General features: G+C 63.3%; 29 protein-coding genes and 2 pseudogenes. 21 read left to right on the forward strand and 10 right to left on the reverse strand.

Features of this window, described 5'->3' with window-relative positions; translation table 11 throughout:
• Positions 1-10: 10 nt before the first annotated feature.
• A complete protein-coding gene (locus tag Q0X18_RS05425; RefSeq protein WP_297559510.1) occupies positions 11-1,378 on the reverse strand; it encodes an acetyl-CoA hydrolase/transferase family protein in 1,368 nt (455 codons plus the stop codon).
• A 259-nt stretch (positions 1,379-1,637) separates the two neighbouring features.
• On the opposite strand from Q0X18_RS05425, the gene Q0X18_RS05430 reads away from it, so the two are divergent.
• Positions 1,638-1,829: a hypothetical protein gene (locus Q0X18_RS05430; RefSeq protein ID WP_297559512.1), complete on the forward strand. Its 192-nt coding sequence runs from the start codon at positions 1,638-1,640 to the stop codon at positions 1,827-1,829.
• On the opposite strand, the gene Q0X18_RS05435 is transcribed toward Q0X18_RS05430, so the two are convergent.
• Positions 1,826-2,482: a DUF502 domain-containing protein gene (locus tag Q0X18_RS05435; protein ID WP_297559514.1), complete on the reverse strand. Its 657-nt coding sequence runs from the start codon at positions 2,480-2,482 to the stop codon at positions 1,826-1,828. The two genes, Q0X18_RS05430 and Q0X18_RS05435, sit on opposite strands and share 4 nt — an antisense overlap.
• A 188-nt stretch (positions 2,483-2,670) precedes the next feature.
• On the opposite strand from Q0X18_RS05435, the gene Q0X18_RS05440 reads away from it, so the two are divergent.
• The 17 genes and pseudogenes from Q0X18_RS05440 (at position 2,671) to Q0X18_RS05515 (ending at position 15,920) form a co-directional block, all read left to right on the forward strand.
• Positions 2,671-3,150 (forward strand): DUF456 domain-containing protein, encoded by a 480-nt coding sequence (locus tag Q0X18_RS05440; protein ID WP_297559516.1) that lies wholly within the window; start codon positions 2,671-2,673, stop codon positions 3,148-3,150.
• 54 nt (positions 3,151-3,204) lie between these two features.
• Positions 3,205-4,074, forward strand: a complete 870-nt coding sequence (locus tag Q0X18_RS05445) for a DUF1028 domain-containing protein (RefSeq protein WP_297559518.1) — start codon at positions 3,205-3,207, stop codon at positions 4,072-4,074.
• A complete protein-coding gene (locus Q0X18_RS05450; RefSeq protein ID WP_297559520.1) occupies positions 4,071-4,475 on the forward strand; it encodes an NUDIX hydrolase in 405 nt (134 codons plus the stop codon). Before Q0X18_RS05445 ends, Q0X18_RS05450 begins: the two co-directional genes overlap by 4 nt.
• A 2-nt stretch (positions 4,476-4,477) precedes the next feature.
• Positions 4,478-5,176, forward strand: coding sequence for a gamma carbonic anhydrase family protein (locus tag Q0X18_RS05455; protein ID WP_297559522.1), 699 nt, complete (start codon positions 4,478-4,480; stop codon positions 5,174-5,176).
• Positions 5,177-5,239: 63 nt separating this feature from the next.
• Complete coding sequence (locus Q0X18_RS05460) at positions 5,240-5,581, forward strand: DUF2946 domain-containing protein (RefSeq protein WP_297559524.1); 342 nt, start codon at positions 5,240-5,242, stop codon at positions 5,579-5,581.
• Positions 5,582-5,664: 83 nt separating this feature from the next.
• Positions 5,665-6,102: a copper resistance CopC family protein gene (locus Q0X18_RS05465; protein ID WP_297559526.1), complete on the forward strand. Its 438-nt coding sequence runs from the start codon at positions 5,665-5,667 to the stop codon at positions 6,100-6,102.
• A 94-nt stretch (positions 6,103-6,196) separates the two neighbouring features.
• Positions 6,197-7,348 carry a copper resistance D family protein gene (locus tag Q0X18_RS05470; RefSeq protein WP_297559528.1) on the forward strand — a complete coding sequence of 384 codons (1,152 nt, stop codon included), beginning with the start codon at positions 6,197-6,199 and terminating at the stop codon, positions 7,346-7,348.
• A 57-nt stretch (positions 7,349-7,405) separates the two neighbouring features.
• A complete protein-coding gene (locus Q0X18_RS05475; RefSeq protein ID WP_297559530.1) occupies positions 7,406-8,149 on the forward strand; it encodes an MbnP family protein in 744 nt (247 codons plus the stop codon).
• Positions 8,150-8,165: 16 nt separating this feature from the next.
• Positions 8,166-9,236 (forward strand): cytochrome-c peroxidase, encoded by a 1,071-nt coding sequence (locus tag Q0X18_RS05480; RefSeq protein WP_297559532.1) that lies wholly within the window; start codon positions 8,166-8,168, stop codon positions 9,234-9,236.
• Positions 9,233-9,667 carry a hypothetical protein gene (locus Q0X18_RS05485; protein ID WP_297559534.1) on the forward strand — a complete coding sequence of 145 codons (435 nt, stop codon included), beginning with the start codon at positions 9,233-9,235 and terminating at the stop codon, positions 9,665-9,667. The genes Q0X18_RS05480 and Q0X18_RS05485 overlap by 4 nt, the downstream gene beginning before the upstream one ends.
• A 113-nt stretch (positions 9,668-9,780) precedes the next feature.
• The gene (locus Q0X18_RS05490; protein ID WP_297559536.1) at positions 9,781-11,262 is read left to right on the forward strand and encodes a pitrilysin family protein; all 1,482 of its coding nucleotides are present in this window, start codon (positions 9,781-9,783) and stop codon (positions 11,260-11,262) included.
• Entirely contained in the window at positions 11,259-12,659 is a 1,401-nt protein-coding gene (locus Q0X18_RS05495) for a pitrilysin family protein (protein ID WP_297559538.1), read from the forward strand. Before Q0X18_RS05490 ends, Q0X18_RS05495 begins: the two co-directional genes overlap by 4 nt.
• A gap of 44 nt (positions 12,660-12,703) precedes the next feature.
• Complete coding sequence (locus tag Q0X18_RS05500) at positions 12,704-13,474, forward strand: metal ABC transporter ATP-binding protein (protein ID WP_297559540.1); 771 nt, start codon at positions 12,704-12,706, stop codon at positions 13,472-13,474.
• Position 13,475: 1 nt separating this feature from the next.
• Positions 13,476-14,267, forward strand: a complete 792-nt coding sequence (locus Q0X18_RS05505) for a metal ABC transporter permease (protein WP_297559542.1) — start codon at positions 13,476-13,478, stop codon at positions 14,265-14,267.
• Between the two features lie 51 nt (positions 14,268-14,318).
• Positions 14,319-14,762 (forward strand): annotated as a pseudogene (locus tag Q0X18_RS05510) (Rrf2 family transcriptional regulator); the annotation flags it as partial.
• A pseudogene (locus Q0X18_RS16165) lies at positions 14,746-14,799 on the forward strand (hypothetical protein); the annotation flags it as partial. The pseudogenes Q0X18_RS05510 and Q0X18_RS16165, both read left to right, overlap by 17 nt.
• Complete coding sequence (locus tag Q0X18_RS05515; protein WP_297559546.1) at positions 14,796-15,920, forward strand: cysteine desulfurase family protein; 1,125 nt, start codon at positions 14,796-14,798, stop codon at positions 15,918-15,920. The pseudogene Q0X18_RS16165 and the gene Q0X18_RS05515, both read left to right, overlap by 4 nt.
• Before the next feature lie 52 nt (positions 15,921-15,972).
• Here the strand turns inward: Q0X18_RS05515 and Q0X18_RS05520 are convergent, their stop codons facing one another.
• Positions 15,973-17,658 carry a long-chain fatty acid--CoA ligase gene (locus Q0X18_RS05520; protein ID WP_297559548.1) on the reverse strand — a complete coding sequence of 562 codons (1,686 nt, stop codon included), beginning with the start codon at positions 17,656-17,658 and terminating at the stop codon, positions 15,973-15,975.
• Between the two features lie 241 nt (positions 17,659-17,899).
• On the opposite strand from Q0X18_RS05520, the gene Q0X18_RS05525 reads away from it, so the two are divergent.
• Positions 17,900-19,069, forward strand: coding sequence for a M20 family metallopeptidase (locus tag Q0X18_RS05525; protein ID WP_297559550.1), 1,170 nt, complete (start codon positions 17,900-17,902; stop codon positions 19,067-19,069).
• A gap of 70 nt (positions 19,070-19,139) precedes the next feature.
• On the opposite strand, the gene Q0X18_RS05530 is transcribed toward Q0X18_RS05525, so the two are convergent.
• On the reverse strand, positions 19,140-19,574 hold the full coding sequence (locus Q0X18_RS05530; RefSeq protein WP_297559552.1) for a hypothetical protein: 435 nt from the start codon (positions 19,572-19,574) through the stop codon (positions 19,140-19,142).
• A gap of 118 nt (positions 19,575-19,692) precedes the next feature.
• On the opposite strand from Q0X18_RS05530, the gene Q0X18_RS05535 reads away from it, so the two are divergent.
• Complete coding sequence (locus tag Q0X18_RS05535; RefSeq protein WP_297559554.1) at positions 19,693-20,586, forward strand: AEC family transporter; 894 nt, start codon at positions 19,693-19,695, stop codon at positions 20,584-20,586.
• Positions 20,587-20,728: 142 nt separating this feature from the next.
• Here the strand turns inward: Q0X18_RS05535 and Q0X18_RS05540 are convergent, their stop codons facing one another.
• Genes Q0X18_RS05540 through coaE form a run of 6 tightly spaced genes read right to left on the reverse strand, consistent with a single transcriptional unit; the run spans position 20,729 to position 24,995 of the window.
• Entirely contained in the window at positions 20,729-21,112 is a 384-nt protein-coding gene (locus Q0X18_RS05540) for a hypothetical protein (RefSeq protein ID WP_297559556.1), read from the reverse strand.
• A complete protein-coding gene (locus Q0X18_RS05545) occupies positions 21,109-21,807 on the reverse strand; it encodes a 16S rRNA (uracil(1498)-N(3))-methyltransferase (RefSeq protein ID WP_297559559.1) in 699 nt (232 codons plus the stop codon). The genes Q0X18_RS05540 and Q0X18_RS05545 overlap by 4 nt, the downstream gene beginning before the upstream one ends.
• Before the next feature lie 5 nt (positions 21,808-21,812).
• Entirely contained in the window at positions 21,813-22,640 is an 828-nt protein-coding gene (locus Q0X18_RS05550) for a 50S ribosomal protein L11 methyltransferase (protein ID WP_297559561.1), read from the reverse strand.
• Positions 22,641-22,683: 43 nt separating this feature from the next.
• The gene (locus Q0X18_RS05555) at positions 22,684-23,601 is read right to left on the reverse strand and encodes an aldose 1-epimerase (protein ID WP_297559563.1); all 918 of its coding nucleotides are present in this window, start codon (positions 23,599-23,601) and stop codon (positions 22,684-22,686) included.
• Positions 23,602-23,625: 24 nt separating this feature from the next.
• The gene (locus Q0X18_RS05560; protein ID WP_297559565.1) at positions 23,626-24,420 is read right to left on the reverse strand and encodes a helical backbone metal receptor; all 795 of its coding nucleotides are present in this window, start codon (positions 24,418-24,420) and stop codon (positions 23,626-23,628) included.
• A complete protein-coding gene (gene coaE / locus Q0X18_RS05565) occupies positions 24,417-24,995 on the reverse strand; it encodes a dephospho-CoA kinase (RefSeq protein ID WP_297559567.1) in 579 nt (192 codons plus the stop codon). Before coaE ends, Q0X18_RS05560 begins: the two co-directional genes overlap by 4 nt.
• A gap of 80 nt (positions 24,996-25,075) precedes the next feature.
• Here coaE and Q0X18_RS05570 point away from each other — a divergent pair, with 80 nt between their 5' ends.
• Positions 25,076-25,555 (forward strand): CAP domain-containing protein, encoded by a 480-nt coding sequence (locus Q0X18_RS05570; RefSeq protein WP_297559569.1) that lies wholly within the window; start codon positions 25,076-25,078, stop codon positions 25,553-25,555.
• Positions 25,556-25,568 lie beyond the last annotated feature (13 nt).

Below are 25,568 nucleotides of genomic sequence, written 5' to 3' on the forward strand. Positions count from 1 at the left end.
TCGCGCCGAACTAGTGCGGGGCTGAAAATCCGGGGTAGCTTTTGGGTAGCAACCCCCGTTCGTAAGCAGCCCGGCTTAGCTCCTCGCGGAAGTTGGGATGCGCGATGCTAATAAGGGCCTGAGCGCGCTCACGCAGGCTTTTGCCGAAGAGTTCGGCTACGCCATACTCGGTTACCACATAGTGTACATCGGCCCGGGTAGTTACAACGCCAGCGCCGGTTTTGAGCAACGAGACGATGCGACTAAAAGCACCGTTCTTGCCGCTGCTGGGCAAAGCAATAATCGGCTTACCCCCATTGCTGGCCGCGGCTCCGCGAATGAAGTCGAGCTGACCGCCAAAACCGGAGTAAATACGGGGGCCGATGGAGTCGGCGCAGACCTGCCCGGTGAGGTCGACCTCGAGCGCCGAGTTGATGGCAATCATATTGTCGTTTCGGGCCACGTTAAAAGGATTGTTGACCCAGTCGGCGGGCCGCATCTCGAAGAGGGGGTTGTTATGCACGAAGCGATACAACCGCTCGGAGCCCAGCACAAAAGTACCCACCACCTTACCGGGCAACAGGGTTTTCCGTTGTCCAGTTACAATACCCTTTTCCAGGGCTTCCATCACCCCATCTGATACCATCTCGGTGTGAATGCCCAGGTCCTGGCGACCAGATAGGTTGGCCAGAACGGCATCGGGGATGGCCCCAATGCCCATTTGCAAAGTACAGCCATCGTCGATGAGGTCGGCTACGTACTTACCAATTTTAGCTTCGACTTCCCCATAGGTGTCTCGGGGTAGCACTGGAAGCGGAAAGTCCACTTCTACGAAGGCCGCAAACTTCGAGACGTGCACAAAGGTATCGCCCAACGTGCGTGGCATCTGTGGATTGACCAGCGCAATAACCCGCCGAGCGGTTTCTACTGCAGCCTTGGCCGCAATTACCTCTACACCCAGGCTTACAAAGCCAAACTCATCCGGAGGTGAAACCTGCACCAGCGCATAATCCAGGGGCAGTACGCCCCGCTTGAACAACCAGGGCACCTGGTGTAGCGAGATGGGTACGTAATCTGCCCGGCCCGAGTTGACGGCCTCCCGGTCGGCAGGGCCTACAAACAGTGAACGCCGACGAAAGTGTCCTTCCATCTCGGGGGCCAGAAAAGGGTCTGAGCCAAGCTGCAGCACATGCACCAACTCGACGTTTTCCAGCTCGTCCTTACGCTGGGCCAGCGCCTCCAGCAGGGGTGTGGGGGTAGCGGCGTTGCCCGAGACAAAGACCCTCGAGTGGCTTTTAATCATGCCGGCAGCCTCCTCCAAGCTGGCTAGCTTGCTTTGATAGACCTTCTCGACCGCACTCCTGCCAAGGGCCTTCCCAGTTCGTGAAATCGCTTCCATAACCCTCATAGTAGCGCGGTTTGCTCAGGACAGATGCCCGTGGGCGTATAGACCGTAACGCCCATATAACGCTCGAGCCGCTACCCTCTTACCAGGTTCGTTTAGTGGTGAAGAGCTTGAGCGAAGGAAGAAGGAAGATGTTATTTTCGCCTAGCGTAGCCAGGGGGTGCTTTGGGTTTAAAAAAGAAAGCCTTTCGAAGATCTTAGTTTGACGATTAGCTTTATTTGAACCAGGTATTAAGCCATGAAAGGGGGCGTCGTGAACCCAAAAGCGGTGACACTGATTGTTCGCATTTGGCAAGGCCCTGACGGCGCCGCCAAAGTTTCGGTCAAACCCACCGAGGGTGGGCCAACCCAATACTTCCCCAGCCTGGAAGCGCTCATGCGCTACCTCGAGCAGGCCCAAGAAAAAATTGAAGCAGCCCCCGAATCGTCCGACGGATTGCGCTAGTGTGGATCGGAAGACAAAGGGCCTGTTTCAATTAATTGCTTTACTCGGTTGTTGGGCAGAATAAAGCCTGCTGAAACGACGTACTTGAGAGCGTCTTCGATGCTCAGGTCCAAAGGAATCACATCTGCGGTAGGAACTATGATAGCCATTCCAGAAGCCGGAACAGGGCTGGTGGGTACTAGTACCACGGTGTAGCCTTCTGGCAGGGGTGAAAGCCGCTTGCCCACTTCTGGACTGGCTATAAAACACAATGTATACAGGCCCTTGCGGGGGTACTCGATAAGTGCAGCGCGCTGAAACTGCACTTCGGGCTGGCCCAGCAAAGTGTGGGCGATTTGCTGGACCGCATTGTATACCTCGCGCACCAGAGGGATGGTTTTGATACTGCGGTCGATCGCTCCTAGAATGAGCCGTCCCACATAGTTGCCGGCCAGCGCACCTACTAGGGTTACAAGGCCAAGTGTGGCGAGGATGCCCAGAATGGGCAGAAAAGGCAAAAGCCAACGGGAAGGTTCGGCGTCGATGGTTCTCAGGATGCCCCCAATGAAATTGTTCGACCAGCTGTATACCCACCACAAGAAGTACATCGTTACCGTGATGGGTAGCGTGGATAACAAGCCGGTAAGAAAGTAGCGGCGAAGTCGAGCGGCCATATACCTCAAGAGTGTAATGGCCAGAGCTGGTTTGAAAAGGGTTGGCTAACCTATGCACTATCTAAGAAACTATCCTGATAGCTGATACCGAAAACAACCAGCACACCGCAGAGAATAGGCTTTGGCAGACACTCAGTTCCTTCACCGGATGAAACCAAGAAGTGCTATGAGTTAGGATGTGAGGGGCTGTGAATACTTTTGCAGATTGGCTGTTTGTGGTGGTGTGGGTAGTGGCATTGCTGGCGACCTTTATTCCGGTGGTGCCAGCTGGGTTTGTTATTGTTGGGATGGCCCTGCTGCATGAACTGCTGGTAGGGTTTAGGGAAATCACCCTGGCGATCTGGATTATTCTAGGCGTACTGACTGTGCTTTCCTCGTTGGTGGACAACATAGCGGGAGCCATAGGGGCCCGGCGTTACGGTGGTAGCCGCCAGGGCATCTGGGGTGCTTTTGTTGGGGGCCTTCTGGGCATATTTGTTCTGCCCCCGCTGGGTTTGTTTTTGATGCCGCTTGTGGGGGCCTATGTGGGGGAATTGATAGCGGGCCGCTCGATGCAAGGGGCCTTGCGGGGGGCATGGGGGGCTGTTGTGGGATTACTGGGCGGCATGGCAGGTAAGTTTTTAATCCACCTGCTCATGGGCATTGCGGTAATTCAGGCCATCTTTTAACCACCTGCTATCTCAGGGTGCTGCGTTGCTTGTTGACAACGTAGGATAGGGTTTATGAAAGCGACCCTGCCCGTTCATACCTTTTCGCTGGTGGCCTGCGACCCCGATACTGGCGACCTGGGCATTGCCGTAGCCAGCAAGTTTTTGGCAGTAGGGTTTGTGGTGCCCTGGGCCAAGGCCGGGGTGGGCGCTTTGGCTACCCAGTCGTATGCAAACCCCAGCTTTGGCCCTACGGGTCTGGCTTTGATGGAGGCCGGTGCAGGCCCCGAAGATATTCTGGCAGTGTTTGCCCGTAACGACCCCGACCTTGCCAAGCGTCAGTTTGGCTTTGTGCTGGCTTCTGGTGAGAGCCTCAGCTACACCGGGCAGGAGTGCCATGCCTGGGCTGGAAGCTGTTGGGGGCCGAATTATGCAGCTCAGGGTAACCTGCTGACGGGGCCGGAGGTGCTCGAGGCTTTGGAACAAACCTTTCTGACGCGGGTGGATCTAGCCTTCCCCGAACGTCTGCTGGAGGCTTTGTTTCAGGCTGACCGGGCCGGGGGCGACCGCCGGGGCCGGCAGTCGGCTGCGCTCCTGGTAGTGGGTGCAGGAAAGGGTTATGGCGGTATGGAACGCTGGATTGACCTGCGGGTAGACGACCATGCCGACCCGGTAGCAGAGCTGCGGCGGCTGCTGGGTATCCACCGGTTGCTTTTCGGCGCGGGCGAACCGGGCCGACCTTTACAGTCCGACGAGATTGCCTGGATTCAAGCCCTGCTCCGCCGGCAGGGGCTTTATGCAGGCGAAGCCAACGGGGTCTGGGACGAGGCCACCGAAAAGGCTTTTGAAACGCTTATCGGAATGGAGAACCTCGAGGAGCGCTACCGGGGTGGGCCGCTTCTGGACGAGGTGGCCCTGAAGTACCTGCAGGAGAAGTTCGCATGAACCAGGTGGTGCAGGGGGCAGGGGGGGTTCTGTTCAACCCCCAGGGCCAGGTTTTACTAATCCGGGATCGACAGGGCTACTGGTGTTTTCCCAAAGGCCATCTGGACTTTGGAGAAAGCCTGGAACGGGCTGCTTTGCGTGAAGTGGAGGAAGAAACGGGCATTAGGGGCGCCATCAAGCAGAAGCTCACCACCACCCGTTACCGCAACAACAAAGGCATAGACAGGGAGATCCATTGGTTTTTGATGGAGGGCCAGGGTAAGATTCGGCTCGAGAAAGGCCTGAATGGGGCCGGTTTCTTCGACCCGGCTGAGGCAAAAGCGCTGCTGGCTTTTCCCGAGGATGTACGGCTCCTGGATGAAGCCCTGGCGCATTTGAACCTGGACCCAGCAAAGGAGTAAGTATGGCCGTCTACCGACTGGATGAATGCATACCCCAGATTCACCCGACTGCTTTTATTGCCCCGAGTGCGCTGATTGTGGGGCAGGCCGAAATCGGTGAGAACGCCTCGGTCTGGTTTGGTGCGGTGGTGCGTTCGGATACCGAAAAGGTGGTGATAGGTGCAGGCAGCAACGTGCAGGACGGCGCAATTCTGCACGCCGACCCCGGCGACCCCTGCATTCTGGGCCAGAACGTGACGGTGGGCCACCGGGCGGTGGTGCACGGGGCTGTGGTGGAGGATGGGGCCCTGATTGGGATTGGTGCAGTGGTGCTCAACCAAGCCTGGATAGGGAAGGGGGCCATGGTGGGGGCGGGGGCGGTGGTGCCGCCAGGTATGGAAATTCCGGCGGGTATGCTGGCCATTGGTATCCCGGCCAAAGTGCGTGGCCCGGTGGAGCCTACCCAGAACGCTGAGCGCTACGTGGAACTCTCGCGCCATTACCTCGCCCACCTCGCCCCCATTGCCCCAATAGGCCGGTACCAGATAACCCTGCGCGGACAGGATGCCCTAAATCCTTTTAGCGATTTACATTTGCAACTCAAGCGGGGTGAGCCCGAAGCCCTTTCGGCGCTCAAGGCCATTGCAGAGGGGCGTGTGGGGGACGCCCGGCCCGAGATGCTGAACGAACTGGTGCGCGAGGGGCTGATTCGGCCTATTTGAACCTGGCCTGTGTGCAAAGCGGGCTACCTCGAGCCCGGCCTTGCCGTAGAGTAGGCCCTTAAGATGGGTGCGCGTAACCGCTGGGTGAACCAATCCTGTGTAGTGGGCTTGGGGCTGGCGGCATTGCTGGTTGCGCTGCTGTTTGGGCTGCGTGGCGTGGTGATGATTCACCCCGAACCCTTGCAGGTGCAGGCGCACGGGGCAGCGCACCCGCACGTTCCCGACCATCCCGACCACCAAGCACACTGTCCGCTGTGCTTTTTGCAGATGCCGCTTCCCGACCTGGCGCCCCAACTGCAAGGGGCGTGGGCGAGCTCTTTTGTAGGGCCGCTCTGGCTTGCCGATCAGCGGGCCAGCGACGAGTTCTTCAAGGCTTTTGGGGCTCGAGGGCCCCCAGCAGGCTAGGGTGTAATCCAGACCTCAACCTTTGAGCTGTGCCGACTAGGCGCTTGCCTGCCACTGGCGCGGAGTTCCTCTAAGGAGCGAATGTGAATAGAATTTTTCTCCTTTTCTTGTTGCTGTCGGGTATGGTGCTGGCCCATGCCGAGTACAAAAGCTCCACTCCGGCGGCCAACGCTACCATCAAAACCATGCCCAAAACCGTGGTGGTCAACTTTAGCATAGCGGTGGAGACACGCCTTTCGACTTTCAAGGTGTATCCCCTCGAGGCCCCCCCGGAAGCCTGGGGCAGTCCAGCCCGCCTGCGCCGGCTGGCGGGGCCCCTGGTGCGTCAGGTTTTGCCGCTCAAAAACGATGCTGCCCGGCGGGCAGATACCGGGATCACCACCACCGCCCGCACCAGCAAGACCGTAACCCTGGCGCTCAAGCCTGGCCTGCAGCCGGGGGTCTATGTGGTGATGTGGAAAAACCTGGGGGTGGACGGCCACCCCGAGACCGACTTCTTTGTATTTGTGTACAAGCCATGAAGGCGCTGGGTGGCGTAAGCTATCTGCGGCCTGATTTGAGGGGTTATACCCATCTGCGGCGTTTAGTCTGGCAAACCTGTACCCGGTAGCAACCATGCCCCACGAACACGACAGCACCCAGTCTGTCCTGCGAGCCCTTCTGTATGTGGGGGTGTTCATGCTCTTGGGGGGTGGGGTCTTTGCTCGCTACATTGGGCTCGAGGTGGCTAGAGCCCAGCGCTGGCGGCTGTGGTACCTGGTTTCGGGCGGCTTTTTGCTGGCCCTGGGCGCCACCCTCTATGGCGTGTACCACCTCACCTGGATGCTGGGCGATACCTCGCTGCTGCTCAGCTACCTGCTCGAGACCTCCCAAGGCCACTGGTTGTTGCTGCGGATGGGTTTGTTGCTGGGTTTGTTGCTTCTGTCCCTGGGCTGGTTCCGTCTGGATCGCTGGCTCTATCCCCCGCTGGCGCTGGGGCTTCTTTTTACCCTCACCCTCACCTCGCATGCTGCCGGGGGCGGGCTTGTGCAGATGTTGGCCGGGCTTTTGCACCTGGCATCTGGGGCGGTTTGGGGTGGGAGCGTGCTGGCGCTGGCTGTGGCCTGGCCGGGCAGCCGCTACGATGCCATTCTGCGGGCCATCCAGCGCCTTTCGGCCCTGGGCCTGGGCGCGGTGGTGCTCCTGTCACTGATGGGTTTGTACCTGTCCTGGGTTCGCCTGGGCGAGGTAGCCAACCTGTGGAGCACCGCCTACGGCCAGCGCCTGCTCCTCAAGCTGGGGCTGGTGGGGCTGGTGGTGGGGCTGGCGGCGGTGAACCGGCTGTGGCTTCTGCCTCGCTTGCAGGAGAAGCGGGCTAAGGGCCTGCAGACGGTGAGCCTCGAGGCCGCCTTGCTGCTGGGGGTGATTCTGGCGAGTGGTTTTCTGGCTACCACCGAACCACCCCCCCCGGCCAGCCAGGCCGCACCCCGCCTCATCAACATCGCCGAGGTCCAGGGGAGCCGGCGCTACGTCGGCCAGTTGTTTAGCCAGGGCGGCCTGATTCACCTCTACCTGGACCTGCGCGATGCGGAAGGCAGCCTCCTGGAGGGTGGCCCCAGCCTGCGGCTTCAGGCCCAGCAGGGGACGCAAATTTTGCAGGAGGCGCGGGGGCCTTTTTACAGGTCGCAGTATCACCTGGCCTTCATCGCCGAAGCGCCCGGCGAATGGGTGGTGCGCCTCGAGCTGCCTGAAAAGACCCTCGAGTACATCCTGAGCGTGGCCCCATGAGTGCCGGTTCACACGAAAGTTGCAGGGGTTCTGCTAACCTTCAAAGAAGGAGTAGTTATGAGAAAAAGCTGGCTGGTGTTTTTGTTGAGCATTAGCGCCTATGTGCTCGCTGCACCTGTCGAACTGAAAGTGAACCTGCGGGTGGGCAATCAACCTTTGCAGTGGGGGCAGACCTACCAGACCCCCCAGGGCCAGCGCTACCAGATAGACCTGCTCAAGTTTTACATCTCCGAGGTGGCCCTGGTGCGCCCGGATGGCCGCGAGGTGCGCGTAGATGGCCTGGCCCTGGCCGAGTTCAAACGGGATGGCCCCACCCAGGGGGTGAGCGTCATGAAACTGGACGTGCCGGCAGGGCAGTACCGGGGCCTGCGCTTCAATGTGGGCGTGCCGCGCGAGCTCAACCACCTCGACGCGGGCACCCAGCAGCTACCCCTGGGGGTGAACTCCGGCATGTACTGGGCCTGGAACCCCGGCTACATCTTCTACAGGCTCGAGGGCACCGCCGCACTCCCCGAAGGCAACCAAAAATGGGTGATCCACATGGGCACCGACGCCTTTCGTATCCCGGTGCGCCTGCACGACCTCCAGACCCGGCGGGTGCAGATCAACATCCCGCCCGGTGGGGGGGGTATCGCGCTCAACCTGGATGTGGCCCGGGCTTTTGAGCCGGGGCCGGGCGGGGTTTTTGTGGACTGGCGCAAGCAGTCCCTGCGCCAACTGCACGGCCTGAGCCCCGAGACCAGCCTGCTGATGTCGGTGGTGTACTTCAACATGCAGTCGGCCTTCTCGCTGGCCCAGTAGCCTCGAGGTGATGTGTATGCGACGGCGGCCAATGGTCTGGGTGGGGCTCCTGCTGGGGGTGGGCTTTGTGGGCTGGTACTTCTGGCCCCGCTCCGCCCCCCCGCCCCCCGTGGCCGAGCCGCCACCCTCCCCGTCCAGCCCCCGTATTCTTTTTGCCGAGCGGAGCGTGCCCATCCCCGAGGACAACCCGCAGACCCCGGCTAAGGTGGCCCTCGGGCGTAAGCTGTTCTACGACACCCGGCTTTCCAAGGACAACACCATCGCCTGTGCGAGCTGTCACAGGCCCGAGTTTGCCTTTAGCGATGGGGGCAAGCCGGTGAGCACCGGCATCTTTGGCCGCAAAGGCAGCCGCAACGCCCCCACCCTGACCAACGTGGGCTTCCGCCGCCACCTGTTCTGGGAAGGGCGTTCCCCCCGGCTCGAGCTCCAGGCGGTAGGCCCCCTCACCGCCCACGACGAGATGGGCCTCGAGCCTGAGGAACTCGCCCAGCGGCTCCAGGCCATCCCCGAGTACGTCCAGGCCTTTCAGGAGGTCTTTGGCGAGCCCCCCAGCCTGAGGGCCGTCACCTATGCCATTGCAGCTTTCGAGCGCACCCTGGTTTCCTACAATAGCCCCTTCGACCGCTACCAGGCTGGCGACGACCAGGCCCTGAGCCCGGCGGCCCTGCGCGGGATGGAACTCTTCTTTAGCGAAAAGGGGGACTGCTTCCACTGCCACGTGGGCCCCGACTTCACCGACGACGAGCCCCGCAACACCGCCCTTTACACGGTCTACAAGGATATCGGGCTGGCCCGCGCCACCGGCAAGGACGAGGACGTGGGCAAGTTCAAAACCCCCACCCTGCGCAACGTTGCGCTTACCGCCCCCTATATGCACGACGGCTCCATCCGAACCCTGCGGGAGGTTGTCCAGCACTACAACCGCGGTGGTGAACCCAACCTCAATGCCGACGCCCTTATCCGGCCCCTGGGCCTCACCGACCAGGAAGTGGACGACCTGGTGGCCTTCCTGGAGGCGCTTACCGACACGAGCTTTACCACCAACCCGGCCCTGCTGCCCCCTGGTGGGCAAGGGGGTGCGCCATGAGGTACGCCCGGATTGGATGGCTTGTTCTGCTGCTGGGCCTGGGATGGGCCTGGGGGCATCCTTTTGAGGGGAGTGGGGGTTATGTGCAGGGCCAGGTGGACTTTGAACCCAACGATGCCCCGCCCATCGCCGGCAAGGCCACGGTGGCCTGGATTGAGTACATCCAGGTGGGCGGCCTGCCCATCAACCCGCAGGACTGCTTCTGCACGCTGCTCTTTTACCAGGGCCGGGTGAGCGCCACCGCCCAGCCCGATGCCCAGGTGCGCTTGCAGCCCAACCCGCGCACGGGGCGCGTGGAAGGGGTGGTGACCTTCCCTAAACCCGGCCCCTACTTTCTGGTGCTCATGGGGCGGCCCCTGCCCGGTAAGCGGGTTCCGCCTTTCATCATGTATAGCATTATCCAGGTCTTGCCGCGCCCGGCGGGGCGGTAGGGTGGGCCTCGGCTACTCCGCAACGGGCCGATCCAACTGTAGACCTTCCTTCAGTCTGGACGCGGAATTTGCGGCGTAATGGTAACGACGCTAGTAACGCACGGGAGGACACGGTGAGAAGACTGGTCTGGTTGCTCTTGCTGGTGCTGCTGCTGCCAGGGGCTTTGGCCCAGCAGCTCCGTGAGCAGATCCGCAAATACACCCTCGAGAACGGCCTGCGCGTGCTGATGGTGCCCGACAAGACCGCCCCGGTGATCCACTTCAACCTGATGTTCGACGTGGGCGGGGTGGACGAGGCCCCCGGCCTGGGGGGGATCGCCCACATGGTCGAGCACATGGCCTTCAAGGGTACGCCCAGCATTGGGAGCCTGGACTGGCCCAGGGAAAAAGCGGCCCTCGAGGCTATTGACAAAGCCCGTGCCGAGCTGGATCGGGCCATTGCCAACCGGGCTTCGCAGGGGGAGATAGAGCGCCTGACCGCCGCGTTCAACCAGGCCCGCGAGGAAGCCAAAAAACTGGCCCTGCCCAACGCCATTGACCAGCTCTTCACCAACAACGGCGAGCAGGGCCTGAACGCCTCCACCGGCTACGACCGCACCGACTACCGGGTCTCGCTGCCCTCTAATCGCCTCGAGCTCTACCTGCGGGTCTATGCCGATGTGCTGCTCAACGCGGTCTTCCGCAGCTTCTACGAGGAGGTCGACGTGGTGCTGGAGGAGCGCCGCCAGCGCAGCGAGAACGACCCCAACGGGGCCTTGAGCGAGGCCTTCCTGCGAGCGGCCTTCCAGGTGCACCCCTATGGCCGCCCCCTGATTGGCAGCCGCGAGGAGATTCAGGGCTACCGGGTGGACAAGGCCATGGAGTTCTGGAAGACCCACTACCACCCCAACCGGGCGGTGCTGGTGCTGGTGGGGGATGTGGAGCCGGAGCGCGACATCCAGTTGGTGCGCCGCTACATGGGGGCTGTGCCCAGAGGCCCTGAGCGGCCCAACCTGAACATCCCCGCCGAGCCGCCCCAGACCGCCGAACGCCGCACCAGCATCGAGTACAACGCCCAGCCCAGCCTGCTCATCGGCTTCCACAAGCCCACCTATCCCAACCGCGAGGCCTACGTGATGGACGTGATCGACTCCATCCTCACCGAAGGCCGCACCAGCCGGCTCTTCCGCCGCCTGGTCATCCAGGAGCAGGCGGCCCTGAACGTGAGCTCGAGCTCGGCCTCGCCAGGTTTCCGCTACCCCAACCTGTTTACCATCTCGGCCCAGCCCCGCGCCCCCCGCACCACCCAGGATCTGGAGCGCCTGATTTACGAGGAGCTCGAGCGGCTTAAGAACGAGCCGGTGAGCCCCCAGGAGCTGCAAAAAGTGCGCAACCAGACCCGCGCGGCCTACCTGCGGGTGCTGCAAGGTGGGCCGGGGCTGGCCCAGGCCCTGGCCTTCTACGAGCTGTTCTTTGGCGGCTACCAGCGCATCTTCGAGGAGGAGGCCATCTACAACACCATCACCGCCGAGGAAATCCAGCAGGCCGCCCGCAAATACTTCACCCCACAAAACCGCACCGTGGCCACCCTCATTAGCCGGGGAGGTAGCCGATGAAAGCGATATGGAGTTTGTTGCTGGCGCTTCTGACGCTGGGCCTGGCCCAGGGCGTACCGGCCGACTGGCCCGACCCCTTCAAGATGCAGTTCCAGCGCTTGCAGCCGACCGCCATCCAGCCCACCCGCGTCCAGCTTTCCAACGGTCTGACGGTCTTACTGATTGAAGACCGCAGCCTGCCCTTCGTAAACGGGCGCATCTACCTGCGAGCCGGCTCGATTTACGAACCCGACGACAAAGTGGGCCTGAGCGGGATTTTCTCCGCGGTGATGCGCACCGGCGGGGCCGGTGAGCGCACCCCCGACCAGGTGGACGAAACCCTGGAGACCCTGGCCGCTTCGGTGAGCGTGAGCACCGACAACCTTTTTACCTCGGTGGCCTTCAACACCCTGACCGAGAACCTCGATCAGGTCTTGCAGATCTGGGCCGATGTGCTGCTGCGTCCGCGCTTCGCCCAGGATCGGGTTGACCTCGAGAAGGGCCGGGCTTTGGAGGCCATCCGCCGCCGCAACGACCAGCCCACCCAGATTGCCGTGCGCGAGTTTTTGCGCCGCATCAACGAGGGCCACCCCGCGGGACGCATCAGCAGCGCGGCCTCGATCCAGTCCATCACCCGTGACGACCTGCTGGCCTTCCACCAGCGCTACTTCAAGCCCAACGGGGCGGTGCTGGCCATTACCGGCGACTTCAACACCCAGGAGATGGTAGCCAGGCTCGAGCGCACCCTGCAGGGCTGGGCGCGGGGCGAGGTCAACCTGCCCACCTTTGCGCCGCCCAGCCCCAAGCCCAGCATTTACTTTTTGCAGAAGGAGACCAATCAGAGCGTCATCTACATGGGCAACCCCACGGTGACGGCCTTTGCCCCTGGCTATAGCGAGCTGGATCTGGCCAGCCGGGTGCTGGGGGATGGCTTTAACAGCCGGCTCTTCCTGGAAGTCCGCACCAAGCGCGGCCTGGCCTACGCCACCGGTGGGGCCCAGACCCAGGGCTTCGGCTGGCCGGGCTTCTTCTATGGGGCCTCTATTTCCCGCGTCGAGAAGACCGCCGAGGTCATCGAGCTGATGCTGGCCCAGTTCCGCGACCTACGCGAGCGCCCGGTGAGCCAGGAGGAGCTCGAGCTCTTCCGCAACAACATCCTCAACGCCGAGGTCTTCCGCTTTACCTCCAAGCAGGCGGTGGCCGAGCGCATCGCCCGCACGCAACTGCTGGGCCTGCCCGACGACTACTACGAGCAGTACGTGCGCCAGATTCAGGCCGCCACCCCGGCCGATTTGCAGCGGGTGATGCAGCAGTACGTGCGCCCGGAGCAGTTTGTGATTGTGGTGGTGGGCGACCGGCGCCAGTTCGACAAACCGCTCTCGAGCCTGGGCAACGTAATTGAGGTGCCGCTGGAATAGCCGCCCCTATCCAAAGACCTATTGATAGCGTATTATCAGTAGATATGGCCGCGCCGGCGGTGGAGATTGAGCAGTATTCGGTGCGCTTTGGCGAGTTCCAGGCGCTGCAAGAGGTGAGCCTCGAGGTGCCCGAAGGGGCCTTCGTGGCCATTGTGGGCCCCAACGGGGCCGGCAAGAGCACCCTGCTCAAGGCCCTGCTGGGCTTGGAGCGGGGCTCCATGCGCGACGGCCCCACCCGGGTCACGGGCCGCATCCGGGTCTTTGGTCATCCCCCCCGCGAGGTGCCGCCCGGCTGGGTGGGCTATGTGCCGCAGGTCAAGGGCTTCGACCGCAGCTTTCCGGCCCTGGCGATCGAGGTGGTGGTCTCGGGGCTGCGGCGGCACTGGCCCTTTCGGATTGGCCGCGAGGAGCGCCGGCAGGCCAGCGAGGTGCTGGAGAAAGTGGGGGCCCTGCACCTGGCCAACCGCCGGCTGGGCGGGCTCTCGGGGGGCGAGCTACAGCGGGTCTACCTGGCCCGGAGCCTGATCCGCCAGCCCCGGCTGCTGCTGCTGGATGAGCCCGCCACCGGTGTGGATGTGGTGGGGGAGGCCGACCTGTACCGGCACCTCGAGGCCTACCAGACCGAGCGCGGCGCTACCATCCTGATGATCACCCACGACTGGGAAGCCGCCCAGCACCACGCCTCGGCGGTGCTGGTGCTCAACCGGCGGGTGGTGGGCTACGGCCCGCCCGAAAAAGTACTCTGCCACGAGTGCCTGAGCCAGGCCTTTGGGCACGTAGGCCACTCCCATCAGATGGTCTTGGGGGGGCGCTAGGATGCTCGAGGCATTTCAACTGCCCTTTATGCAACGGGCCCTGCTGGCCGGCCTGCTGGTGGGCGGGTTGGCTGGTTACCTGGGGGTCTTGGTGGTGCAGCGCCGGCTCTCCTTTCTGGGGGATGGGCTGGCCCACGCAGCCTTTGCAGGTGTGGCCCTGGGCCTGCTGCTACACCGCGAACCTCTTTGGGTAGCGATTCCATTTGCGGTGGCCATTGCCCTGCTTATCACCTGGGTTCGGGAGCAAAGCAGCCTGGGCGACGACACCGCAATCGGAATATTTTTTGCGGTCTCGGTGGCGCTGGGGGTGCTTTTTATGTCCCTGCGCCAGGGCTTTGCGCCGGATGCGGTAGCTTACTTGTTTGGCTCCATCCTGACCGTGACACCCACCGACCTACAGGTCATGGGGCTGCTGGCCCTGTTGATGCTGTTCCTGGCCCCGCTGTGGCGCTACTGGGCTCATGCCACCTTCGACCGCGAACTGGCCCTGGCCGATCGGCTGCCGGTACTCTGGCACGACTACCTGCTTTCGGCTCTAATTGCCCTGGTGGTGGTGGTCTCGGTGAAAGTGGTGGGGATTGTCTTGATCGCTGCGCTGGTCGTGATTCCGGCGGCGACGGCCCGATTGCTTAGCCAGACTTTTGCTGCTATGACCGTGCTTTCTATCCTAATCGGCACGCTCACCGTACTTCCGGGATTGGTGGCGGCCTACCTGTTCGACGTACCTGCAGGCAGTGCCATTGTCTTGGTGCAGGCTCTGCTGTTTGGCCTGGCCTTGCTAAAACGCCGCTGAAAGTGAAATCCCCCCTTTTTCACACGGGTTTTAGGTATTTATACTACCCCTATGTGGGTTTCGACGAAGGCGCAGTATGGGCTGCGGGCCCTGGTGGAGATTGGCTTGCGTCAAGCGCAGGCTGTGCCGCTAAAGGATGTGGCTGAGGCACAGGGTATTAGCCAGCACTACCTCGAGCAGATTGCCGCCCAGCTTCGCCGGGCGGGGTTTATCCGCAGTGTTCGAGGGGCGCGCGGTGGCTATAAGCTGGGCCGCCCGAGTGAGAAAATTAATGCCCTGGAGGTGGTGGAGGCATTGGAGGGGAGCCTGGCCCCGGTGGTCTGTCTGGATGATCCTGAGTCGTGCTGGCAGACCGGCCACTGCTCTACCGAGAACCTCTGGAAGCGAGTGGACGAGGCCATGCGAGAGGTTCTGCGAAACACCACCCTAAAAGACCTTATCGAAGAACGACGGCTCATCGAATCCCGCAAGCTGGTACAGCTCGAGCCCGCCGTGCCCGCAGAACTGGGAGGGGGTTAGCCCCAGACCATGATCTACCTCGATTACGCAGCCACCACCCCCCTGGATCCCGAGGTCAGGGCGGCGATGGAGGGGGTGCTGGAGGAGTACGGCAACCCCAGCTCGATCCACCAGCTCGGCCGACGGGCCCGCAGCCTGCTCGAGGAAGGGCGTGAGCGGCTGGCCCGGGCCCTGGGTGCCAGACCCCGGGAGATGGTGCTCACCGCCAGCGGCAGCGAGGCCGATGCCCTGGCGCTGTATGGCGTGGCTCTGGCCCGAGGGCGGGGACACCTGGTCAGTACTGCGGTGGAGCATTCGGCGGTCTTGCAGGCCCTGAAGAACCTCGAGCGCCTGGGCTTTGAGGTTACCCTGCTTCAACCCGACCGGCAGGGCCTCATCTACCCCGAGCAGGTGGCCGAGGCCCTGCGCCCCGAGACCATCCTGGTTTCGGTAATGGCCGTCAATAACGAACTGGGAACCCTCTACCCGGTTCGGGAGATCGCCGAGGTCTGCCGTGCGCGGGGCGTGCTTTTGCACACCGACGCCGTGCAAGCCTTGGGCACCGTACCCTGCCAGGTGGAGGCCCTGGGGGCCGATCTTATCTCCCTGGCCGCGCACAAGTTTTACGGCCCCAAAGGAGTGGGGGCCTTATATGTGCGCAAAGGGGTTGAGCTATTTCCGATCATCCCGGGCAAGCAGGAGCAGGGGTATCGGGGCGGCACCGAGAACCTGCCAGCGGTGTACGGCCAGGGGCTGGCCGCAGAAAAGGCAGCGGCGCGGCTGGCCGAAGAATCGCGGCGGCTTCTGGCTTTGCGTGAGCGGCTCGAGGCCAGGCTTCTGGCTGTGCCCGGTGTGGTGCTCAATGGACACCCCACCCTGCGCAGCCCTAAGCACGTCAACGTAACGGTGCGGGGGGCCGATGGAGAGGGCTTGTTGCTCAACCTGGATCTGCTGGGGGTGGCGGTGTCTTCAGGCTCGGCCTGTAGCAGCGGGAGCCTCGAGCCCTCCCATGTGCTGCTGGCAATTGGACGTGACAAGGAAGAGGCCAAAGCCTCGGTGCGCTTTAGCCTGGGGCGCTATACCACCGAGGCCGAGATAGACCAGGCGGCCCAGGCCTTTGCCGAGGCTGTGGGGCGCTCGAGGGTTTACACATAGCAACCCCCTTGCCACCGACCCTGGCGGCAAGGGGCCTATCCCGGGACAAGCGCTAGCTGCCCACCTTCTGGCGCTCCTTGAGGGCGGCCTCGCGCAGCTCGCGACGCAGCACCTTACCCACTGCGCTCTTGGGCAGTTCGCTGCGGAACTCGTAGATGCGCGGAACCTTGTAGGCCGCCAGGTTCTCGCGGCAGTATTTGTCCAGCTCTTCCTGGGTAAGGTTGACGCCGGGCTTGGGCACGACAAAAGCTGCCACGGTCTCGCCGCGGTACTCATCGGGCAGCCCCACCACGGCGGCTTCGGCCACACCGGGGTGGGCAAACAGCACCTCTTCCACCTCGCGCGGGTAGATGTTATAGCCCCCTGCGATAATCATGTCCTTCTTGCGATCCACGATGTAAAAGTAGCCATCCTCGTCCATGCGGGCCATGTCGCCGGTCAGGAGCCAGTCGATCTTGATGGTTTTGCTGGTCTCATCGGGGCGCTGCCAGTAGCCCAGCATGATATTGGGCCCTCGAACGGCCAGCTCACCCACCTCGCCCGGGGGTAGTTCGTGTAGGTTCTCGTCTAAAATCTTGGCATCAATGCCCGGCATGGGAATGCCGATGCTGCCCATTTTCCGCTGCCCGGACAGGGGGTTGCAGTGGGTGCAGGGGGCCGCTTCGGTGAGGCCATAGCCTTCCACCAGCTTGCCGCCGGTGAGGGCCTCGAACTTTTTAGCCACCTCCACCGGCAGCGCCGCTGAGCCAGAGATGCAAACCTTGACCGTGCCCACCTTGCGCTTCTCGATGCCGGGAAAGTTGATGAAGCCGATGTAGAGCGTGGGGACGCCGGGGAAGTGAGTCACCCCGTGCTTTTCGATGGCCTCGATGCAGGGCTTGACCTCGGGGCGCGGCAGCAGCACGATTTTGTACCCAGCAGCCAGGCCGTAGTTCATGGCCACGGTCATGCCGTAAACGTGGAAAAAAGGGATGGCGCCCAGCATAACCCCCTTGCCCTCAAGCGCCTTTACCTCGTCGCCGCCCCAGGCCAGGCTCTGGTAGGTGTTGGCGACCAGGTTGCGGTGGGTGAGCATGGCCCCCTTGGAGAGGCCCGTCGTACCCCCGGTGTACTGCAGGAGGGCCACATCGTCGGGTTTGGCGGGGTAAGGCTCGGTAAGTGGGGTGGCGCTGCGCAGGGCTTTGCTAAAGTCCAGCCGCTTGGGGTGTTGCGGCAGGTTCACCCAGCGTTTTTCCCGCCGGGCCTTAAGCGGGAAAAGCAGGTTTTTGGGGAAGGGCAGGTAGTCCTGGATGCCGGTGGTAAAGACGCGTTTGACCGGTACTTCGGCCTCTATTTCGGCGTACCGGGGCCAGAGCAGATCCAGAATTACCAGGGTTTCGGCCCCGGCATCGGCGAGCTGGTGGCGTAGTTCGCGCGGTGTGTAGAGCGGGTTGATATTCACGCACACGCCGCCGGCAACCAGGGTGCCGTAAAAGGCGATCACAAACTGGGGGCTGTTGGGCAGCATGATGGCGACCCGGTCGCCCGGGCCCACCCCCTGGGCCTTGAGCGCCCCGGCGAACTTCAACACCGATTCCCACAGTTGCCGGTAGCCGATGACCTTGCCCATGAACTCGAGGGCCACATGGTCGGGGTATTTCTGGACGCTGTCGGACAGTAGACGCCAGAGGGGCACCTCGGGCACCTGCACATCCGCGGGGACGCCTTTGTCGTAGTGTTTTAGCCAAGGTTTGCTCATGGTCTTGCTCCTGAAAGGTACAGCTTGGTTTTTACCAAGTCTAGCAAATGCTATACCGAGTTCAAGCTGTGCCTGTAAAGTTCGTTGGGGACAGGATTTTAGCAGTTCAGGGCGTTTTGGCTGGGGGCCTTTCCCGGCCAAAGCCCCACCCCCTTCCCGGGCACTGGCCCCGTGTCCCTATGGCTAATGTCAATCCATGCACAGTTGACGGGCCTTGGCCGGAATGTTTGACTAGAGCGGTATGAACCTACAAGAAGCCATTGCAGCGATCACCCCCAGTCTGATTGAGATGCGCCGGGACTTTCACCGCCATCCAGAGCTTGGTTTTCAGGAGGTGCGCACCAGCGCCAGGCTGGCCGAGTTTCTGGAGGGGCTGGGCCTCGAGGTAACCCGGGGCGTGGCCCAGACCGGGGTGGTGGCCCGGCTGCGGGGGGCGAATCCCGGAAAAACCGTGCTGGTGCGGGCGGACATCGACGCTCTGCCGATACAGGAAAACTCCGGGGTGCCCTACAGCTCCCAGACCCCCGGTGTCATGCACGCCTGCGGCCACGACGGCCACGCGGCCATTGCAGCCCATGTGGCAGCGGTGCTGGCCCGCTTCAAGGATCAGATAGCTGGTGAGGTGCGCTTTGCCTTCCAGCCCGCCGAAGAGATTGTATCGGGCGCGAAGCCCATGGTGGAGGCCGGGGTGCTGGACGGGGTGGACTCGGTGGTGGGGCTTCACCTGTACAGCCTGATGCCAGCGGGTAAGGTGGGGGTGCGGCCGGGCCCCTCCATGGCCGCCGCCGATGCTTTTACCATCCAGCTACAGGGCAAAGGGGCCCATGCAGCCATGCCCCACGAGGGCGTGGATACGGTTTTGATGGCGGCCCAGCTCACGGTGGCGCTGCAAAGCCTGGTCAGCCGCGAGACCGACCCCATCCAGACCGCTGTGATTACCATTGCTACGGTTACGGCAGGGGAGGGCGCCCACAACATCATCCCCGAGACGGCCACGCTCAAAGGCACCCTGCGCACCTTTGATGCAGGCCTGCGGGAAAAGCTCATGCGGCGCATTGGCGAGCTTTCGGAAGGAATTGCCGCGGCCATGGGTGGGCGGGCCGCTGTAACCTGGCTACCCGGGTCGCCGGCGGTGGTCAACGACCCCCAGATGGTCGAACGCTTCCGGCGGGTGGCCCAGCAGGTGGTAGGGGAGGCCTCGGTGCTGGAAGTACCCCCTGTGATGGGGGGCGACGATATGTCGGAGTTCCTCAACCGCCGCCCCGGGGTGTACTTCTGGCTGGGGGCCGGCGACCCCGACCCCAGCAAGAACCGACCCCACCACCACCCGGGCTTCTGGATTGACGATGAGCGGTCGCTGCCCCTGGGTGTTGAGCTGATCACCCGTACTGTGCTGGATTTCCTGTCCTAGCAGCTGATAGTAACAGCGCTGGGTGTCTTGAGGACACCCAGCGGCTTGATTTGCTTGCAGGTGGGATGCGCTACGTGAGCCTCAGCAAGGCCCATAGGTTCAGAAGGCCTCGAGCCGTCCAGGCCAGGGTGCGGATCCAGTTGGTACCCACCAGCAGGGCGTGGGCCTGGGCCTCGAAACCCCCGGCCAGCCGTGCGTGCAGCGGCACCGATACCAGCAGGGTGGTGAGCCAGATCACCCCCAGCAGCGCCAGGCCCAGCCACCCCATCCAGCCTGGTAAGCCGGGCGGCCACTGGGTGAGCAGAAGGAGGGCCGTGCACAGCTCGAGCAGCATCAAGGGCCCGACCACCCAGGTAATGAGGCTCGAGTGGGCCGCATGATAGGCCGGAAACTCCGCCGGGCCCACCCGTGCAAACAGGGGGTAATGCACCACCTGCACCATCCAGATCAGGCCCACCAGAAACCAGGTGGCCGCCACCTGCACCACCAGCAGTTCTTTGTACATGCCCTCACTCACCTATTGGTAGTCTTGCTGAGGGTTGCCGAGAAAAAGTGTCTCCAGGGTATGTTTGGCGGAGGGCGCCATAGCCCGGGTTCCTGGATTCGGGTAAGCTACCCCAGGTATGGAAGCCCTGCTCAATACCGTTGTCCCCGTCGCGTTCATCGTGCTCATGGGCTACCTGGTGGGCAAGCGCATCGACTTCGACCTGCAAACCCTGTCCAAACTCTCGATTTATGTGCTGGTGCCGGTGCTTATCTTCGACGCCATGCTCAGGGCAAAGCTTACCGGGGCCAGCGTGGTGGGCATTACCGCGGCCTTTTTTATAGCTTCGGCAGGGCTCTATGGGGTTGCGCTGGGGCTGAGCCGGTGGTTGCGCCTGGATAAGGGCGCAACCAAAACCCTGATTGCCTCGGCGACCTTCCCCAACTCGGGCAACATGGGCCTCTCGCTCACCTTCTTTGCCCTGGGGCAGCCCGGCCTGGATCGGGCCATTGTTTTTTTTATCGCCAGTAGCGTGCTGATGTTTGGGCTGGGGCCGGCTTTTTTGCGCGGGGGTGGTTTTCTACAAAGCCTGGCCTTCACCCTGAAACTGCCGCTGTTCTGGGCCCTGGCCGGGGGGTTGCTGGTGCGGGGACTGGGCATTCCCTTGCCGCTGGGGCTGGATGAGGGAGTACACCTGCTGGGCCAGGCCTGTATTCCCGTGATGCTGCTGACGCTGGGCATCCAGATTGCCCGCTCGAGGCCCGAGTGGGGCCGTTTTGAGCTGCAGGCCAGCGGCTTGCGGCTTCTGGTGGCTCCCTTGCTGGCCGGGGTGGCGGGCTGGGCGCTGGGCCTCGAGCGGCTGGATATTCAGGTTTTGGTGCTCCAGAGCGCGATGCCGATTGCGGTCAATGCTTTTTTGATGGCAGGGGAGTTTGGCGGCGACGGCCCTCGAGCGGCCCGGGCGGTGGTGGCCTCGTCGGTGCTGTCGTTCGTTACAATTCCTCTGGTGCTTTTGCTGATTGGGGTGGGATAATACTGTTTCCGCTTGAATCCTTCACTGTTGGGTTTAGTCAAAGGTGAAGGATTCAAGCCGACCGAAGGGAGTAGAAAAGCATTTCGGCAGTATCGTTTAGGCTTTCAAAAGCGAACGATACTGCCGGAATGCGTATAAAGTTCTAAGGTGTAGGGGGCGGGGGCAGCAGGGGCGAGCCCAGCTCGAGCTGCAACAAAGGGCTATTCTGCACCAGCACCACCAGCCGGTAATAGCCGTCGTCGAGGCGCTCGAACCGGGCCTGGTAGGTGCCGGGCTTTTCTACCCAGATGGAGCGCTCCTGAAAGAGCTGATCGCCCTTATACCAGCGCAGCTCGAGGTAAGCGGGCTCGGCCATGCGCCGGACGGTGAGTCTGGCTACCGCGCCCCGCTCGATGGTTTCCAGGCTTCCGCTTACGCTAAAGCGCTCCGGCAGGGTGGCCCGGCCGGGGTCGAGCGGCAGAAAGGTATAGCGGCAGGCTGGCAGCAGCAGCAACCAGCCCACCAGCAACACACGCAGGACGCTCATAAGCCAAAAGCCGCCGTCACCAGGCTCAATAGCACAACCGGCGCAGTTTCTGCCCGCAGGATACGCGGCCCCAGTGTGACCGGGGTGAAACCCCGTTGCAGCAGGAAATCCACCTCGGACTCGCTCAGGCCCCCCTCCGGGCCGGTGAGTAGGGCCGTGGGTTTTTCGGGATTGTAATAGTCCTGCACCAGGGCCGAGACCCGGGGCTGGGCCACGAAACCCTGCTCGACCGGGGGAATCTGGCCGAGCGGCAGCAAGGGCTTCACCTCGGGAACGATGCTGCGCTCGCACTGCTTGGCGGCCTCGAGCACCACCCGGCAGAGGCGCAGGCGCTTGTTCTCGCTTAGCTCCCGCACCACGCAGTGCTGGGTGAGGATGGGCACAATTGCACTCACCCCCAGCTCGGTGGCGGCCCGTGCCACCTCGGCCAGGTGGTCGCCTTTGAGCAAGGCCACATACAGGGTGATGGGCTGGGGGGGCTCTTTGCTGGCCGGCCAGGTCTCTTCGACCTCCAGGCGCACCCAGCCGGGTTCGGTTTGCAGCACCCGGGCGCGGCCTTCCAGCCCCTTGCCATCGAAGACCGTGAGCCGGTCACCCTCCCGAGCCCGCAGCACATCCCGCAGGTGGTGGGCCTCGCGCCCGGTAAGCTCGAGCTGGGGCTGGATAGTTTCAACAAAAGCGCGGTGGGGACGCATACAACTCAGCGGGCGGCGTAGGTCAGGCAGACCCACTCGCCTTCCTGCCGCCGGGCCAGCAGCCCAAAGCCAGCGGCCTCGAGGGCGCTCTTCACAATTCCCTCCCGCTCGGCCAGGATGCCGGTGAGAATCAGGGTTCCGCAGATGCCGAAAAGCCCCCGGTATTTTTGGGCGAAGTAGGTGTGTAGCTCGGCGTAGAGGTTGGCTACCACTAGGTCGAACGGGCCCTGCACGAGGGGCGTTGGAACCGGCTGGGCGAGGGGGGCTTGCGGTGCGGTTTCGGCCAGGGGATCGTAGGCCTCGTCCAGGCTGCCCACCTGGAACTGCACCTTAACCTGGTTGCGCCGGGCGTTCTCGATGGCCTGGGGGATCACCGCCGGGTCGATGTCGATGCCCAGTGCCTCGGCCCCCAGCAGCGCGGCCCCGATAGCCAGAATGCCCGAACCGGTGCCCAGATCCAGCACCCGCATCCCGGGTTCAACCCGCTCGGCCAGGGTTTCCAGGGCCATGCGGGTGGTCTCGTGGTGGCCGGTGCCAAAGGCCATACCCGGTTCGATGACGATACGCTTTTCCGGGCCCTCCCAGGTATGCCAGGGGGCCAGCACCACAAAGGGCCCGGCCCGCACCGGCTTCAGGTCGCGCTTGTAGGCCTCGAGCCAGTCGGTATCGGGGAGCTCCTGCCACTCCCCCGGAAACGGCAGCTCGATGCGCTCGGGGAAGTAGGCCCAGACCTCGCCGGGTTTTTCCTCCAGACCCCGCGCGCCCAGCTCAAACAGCGCCGCTGAGTAGATATCGAGGGTTTCGAAGTTGCCACGCAGGCGAAAAACGTGCATAACCGTAGTTTATCGCTTTTTCTGTGAATCGCTGCTCGGCCTGCTACCCGCCGGGCAGTAAGCTCAGGCGCAGGCGGCCCGAAATCTCTTCGCCCGGCTCCAGCACCCGCACCCCCGTATTGTCCCAGCCCTGGCTCATCAGATTGAAACCATCGGTGGCGTGGGTGACGGGCTCCAGGGCCACGCTGCCATCGGGTGCGGTGAAGACCACCAGGTGCGAGAAGATGGGGTCGGCCTCGAGCACCATCTGCCAGCCCGAACCCGGCCAGTCCAGCTGCAGCCGCCCTTTCCAGCCAGCAAAAACATGGTCTAGCTGGGTAGCGCCCAGCGGCCTTGGACGCGAGAAATCAAACTCCGGTTGGATGGCCTGGGCGGGCTGGCTGGGGAGGCAGCTTGCATCGGTCAGGTAGACGCCCTGGGCCTCGAATGACAGCCGGGCTTCGTCCGAGAGGCCCAGGTGACGCATGAAGTATGGGTGGTGCCCGAAACCCGCCGGCATGGGCTCAGTCCCCACATTCGCCAACGCCGTCGAGATTTCCAGGCCATCCCCCTGCAGCCGGTAGGCTACTTCCACCCTGAAAGGGAACGGGAAGTTCAGGTCTTGGAGGCCGGAAGCGTCGAAAGCGCAGTGCAGTGTATGCCCGTCGAGGCGCTGTGCGCTCCAGGGCCGACCGTGTACCTCGCCGTGGATGGTCTGCCGGCCATCGGGCCAGTTGGGGCGAAGCTGGTAGGTTTTGCTGCCAAAGCGAAAGCGCCCGTCCCGGATGCGGTTGGAGTAAGGGGCCAGGACGTAGCTCGAGGTCTCGGGGGAGTGCTTCTGCGCCAGGGCCGCGGGCGGGGTAGGGCGCAGGATGGGCAGCCAGAAGCCCGCCTGGTAGAGCTCGAGGCCCACCACGCTGGCCCCCAGCTCGGGGGCAACCGTGAGGCGCAGGCGCTGGTTTTGCAGGATCTCCAGGTTCATCGGCCTTAGTCTGAGGGTTGAAGGCTAGAAAGCCAAGCCCCGTATCTGCCCGGCCAGGGCTTCCAGGTATGCGAAGAACAGCGGGCCGTAGTGGGCCAGCTCGTCGCCTCCCGTGACCACCAGCGGGTACTTCCAGCCCCGCTCGGCCAGGAGGCGCTGGGCTTTTTCCAGGGGCCTCGAGCGGTGGGGCTTGGGCTCGTAGATGACCAGCTCCGGCCCCCGGCGCAGCACCTCGGCCAGATCGGGCTGGAAGTAGCTCTGGGGATGCTCGGCAAAGATGTTCTGCAAACCCAGGTGCCGCAGCGCCTCGTCCACGTAGCTGCCCCGGCCCACTGTGATGGGGCCGCCCAGGTCGAACTCGAGGTAGACCCGCCGGGGCGGCAGCGCCCGGTACAGGGCCTGGTAGCGCTCGCTTAGCCGGGCGCAAAGCCCGGTGGCCGCCTCGTTCACGCCCAGCAAGGCCCCCAGAACCGCGATGTTCTCCAGGATGCCATAGGGGCTCTGGGGCAGGGGCACGGGAAAGACGGGCAGCCCCCGCCGGTGCAGCTCAAAGAGCAGCTCGCGCTGTACGCCGGTGCTGATGAGCACCAGGTCGGGCTGAAGGCTTTCCAGTAGCTCCCAGCGCACCCGGGTGTAGCTCGAGACCACCGGCAGGGAAATCGTAGCAGCGGGCCGGTAGCAGAAAGCACTCCGCCCCACCACCCGCTCACCCAGGCCCAGGGCAAAGAGGGTCTCGGTCACGTTGGGGGCCAGCGATACGATGCGCCGGGCATTATCGGGCAGCTCGAGCGGCCCCAGCCAGTCGTGGGTGAGCTTCACCCGGCCACCTCCCGGTACCAGGCCTCCACCCGCTTGTGCAGGGTGTCCAGGTCGGCGTCGTTCCAGATCACCCAGGTGGCCCGGCGCACCTTTTCTTCCTGGGGGAGCTGGCTTTGGTCGCGGGCCTCGAACTCGGCCTCGCTGAGGCCGCTGCGGGCCATCACACGTGCCTTGCGCAAAGCGGTGGGGGCGGCCACCACCAGCACCCCGGCAAAATCCGCTTCGCGCCCGGCCTCGAAAAGCAGGGGGATATCCTGCACCACCAGGCGATGCCCGGCCTGCCGGGCCTTTTCGGTTTCTTCCTGCATCCGCCGGCGCACATAGGGGTGAAGGAGGGCCTCGAGCCGCCGGCGGGCCGCTGGGTCGCTGAACACCAACCGCCCCAACACAGCCCGGTTGACCTCTCCACCCGCGCAGGCCTCGGGAAAGGCCTGGCAAATCTCCGACTTTAGCACCAACGCTCCTTCGCGGGCATATTCGTCGGCGTCCAGAACTGTCACGCCCAGGGCCCGCAACAGCTGGGCCACCGTGCTCTTGCCGCTCCCAATGCTTCCGGTTAGGCCAATCAGGCGCATCAGGGCATAGCATACCGTTTGTAACGCCCCAGGGTGATTTCTTCACCGGCCTATTGCTAAAACCCTGGCAGACTGAGGCCATGCGCCTGCTATTGAGCGCCGCCCTGATGGTTTTAGCAGCCTGCACCCCCAGCCCAGGGGTTTCCTACACCCCGGACGATTATCAACTGGCGCTGGAGGCCGTTAATCAGGCCCGCGCCCAGGCCCGCACCTGCAACGCCACCCCTTACGCTGCGGCCCCTGCACTTAGCTGGAATGGTTTGCTGGGAGAAGTGGCCCGCCAGCGGGCCGAGTACCTCCAGCAGAGCGGTGTGTTGAGCCATTACGAGGGCTCGAGCACCACCCCCGCGGTTGCCACCCGCAGTCTTCAGAACGGCTACCACTTCCTGGAAATTGGCGAGAACCTGGCCCAGGGCTACGAACAGGCGACCGAGGCGGTAGCAGCCTGGCTGGCGAGCACCCAGGGCCACTGCGAGACCCTGATGGCCCCCCACCTGCGCGAGATGGGCATGGTCAGGCGGGGGGATTACTGGGTGCTGGTGGTAGCCCAGCCCCGCTAGGCGAACCTGCCCT

Source organism: Meiothermus sp. (assembly GCF_026004075.1).
GTDB lineage: Bacteria > Deinococcota > Deinococci > Deinococcales > Thermaceae > Meiothermus.

Bases quoted from the DNA above. Each gene is read 5' to 3' on its own strand.
- Q0X18_RS05425 (WP_297559510.1), bottom strand. From the start codon at position 1,378: ATGGAAGCGATTTCACGAACTGGGAAGGCCCTTGGCAGGAGTGCGGTC.
- Q0X18_RS05540 (WP_297559556.1), bottom strand. From the start codon at position 21,112: ATGAGCGTCCTGCGTGTGTTGCTGGTGGGCTGGTTGCTGCTGCTGCCA.
- coaE (WP_297559567.1), bottom strand. From the start codon at position 24,995: ATGCGCCTGATTGGCCTAACCGGAAGCATTGGGAGCGGCAAGAGCACG.
- Q0X18_RS05505 (WP_297559542.1), top strand. From the start codon at position 13,476: ATGCTCGAGGCATTTCAACTGCCCTTTATGCAACGGGCCCTGCTGGCC.
- Q0X18_RS05545 (WP_297559559.1), bottom strand. From the start codon at position 21,807: ATGCGTCCCCACCGCGCTTTTGTTGAAACTATCCAGCCCCAGCTCGAG.
- Q0X18_RS05530 (WP_297559552.1), bottom strand. From the start codon at position 19,574: ATGTACAAAGAACTGCTGGTGGTGCAGGTGGCGGCCACCTGGTTTCTG.
- Q0X18_RS05460 (WP_297559524.1), top strand. From the start codon at position 5,240: ATGGGTGCGCGTAACCGCTGGGTGAACCAATCCTGTGTAGTGGGCTTG.
- Q0X18_RS05450 (WP_297559520.1), top strand. From the start codon at position 4,071: ATGAACCAGGTGGTGCAGGGGGCAGGGGGGGTTCTGTTCAACCCCCAG.
- Q0X18_RS05435 (WP_297559514.1), bottom strand. From the start codon at position 2,482: ATGGCCGCTCGACTTCGCCGCTACTTTCTTACCGGCTTGTTATCCACG.
- Q0X18_RS05445 (WP_297559518.1), top strand. From the start codon at position 3,205: ATGAAAGCGACCCTGCCCGTTCATACCTTTTCGCTGGTGGCCTGCGAC.
- Q0X18_RS05475 (WP_297559530.1), top strand. From the start codon at position 7,406: ATGAGAAAAAGCTGGCTGGTGTTTTTGTTGAGCATTAGCGCCTATGTG.
- Q0X18_RS05455 (WP_297559522.1), top strand. From the start codon at position 4,478: ATGGCCGTCTACCGACTGGATGAATGCATACCCCAGATTCACCCGACT.
- Q0X18_RS05555 (WP_297559563.1), bottom strand. From the start codon at position 23,601: ATGAACCTGGAGATCCTGCAAAACCAGCGCCTGCGCCTCACGGTTGCC.
- Q0X18_RS05535 (WP_297559554.1), top strand. From the start codon at position 19,693: ATGGAAGCCCTGCTCAATACCGTTGTCCCCGTCGCGTTCATCGTGCTC.
- Q0X18_RS05485 (WP_297559534.1), top strand. From the start codon at position 9,233: ATGAGGTACGCCCGGATTGGATGGCTTGTTCTGCTGCTGGGCCTGGGA.
- Q0X18_RS05520 (WP_297559548.1), bottom strand. From the start codon at position 17,658: ATGAGCAAACCTTGGCTAAAACACTACGACAAAGGCGTCCCCGCGGAT.
- Q0X18_RS05570 (WP_297559569.1), top strand. From the start codon at position 25,076: ATGCGCCTGCTATTGAGCGCCGCCCTGATGGTTTTAGCAGCCTGCACC.
- Q0X18_RS05525 (WP_297559550.1), top strand. From the start codon at position 17,900: ATGAACCTACAAGAAGCCATTGCAGCGATCACCCCCAGTCTGATTGAG.
- Q0X18_RS05500 (WP_297559540.1), top strand. From the start codon at position 12,704: ATGGCCGCGCCGGCGGTGGAGATTGAGCAGTATTCGGTGCGCTTTGGC.
- Q0X18_RS05480 (WP_297559532.1), top strand. From the start codon at position 8,166: ATGCGACGGCGGCCAATGGTCTGGGTGGGGCTCCTGCTGGGGGTGGGC.
- Q0X18_RS05550 (WP_297559561.1), bottom strand. From the start codon at position 22,640: ATGCACGTTTTTCGCCTGCGTGGCAACTTCGAAACCCTCGATATCTAC.
- Q0X18_RS05495 (WP_297559538.1), top strand. From the start codon at position 11,259: ATGAAAGCGATATGGAGTTTGTTGCTGGCGCTTCTGACGCTGGGCCTG.
- Q0X18_RS05515 (WP_297559546.1), top strand. From the start codon at position 14,796: ATGATCTACCTCGATTACGCAGCCACCACCCCCCTGGATCCCGAGGTC.
- Q0X18_RS05470 (WP_297559528.1), top strand. From the start codon at position 6,197: ATGCCCCACGAACACGACAGCACCCAGTCTGTCCTGCGAGCCCTTCTG.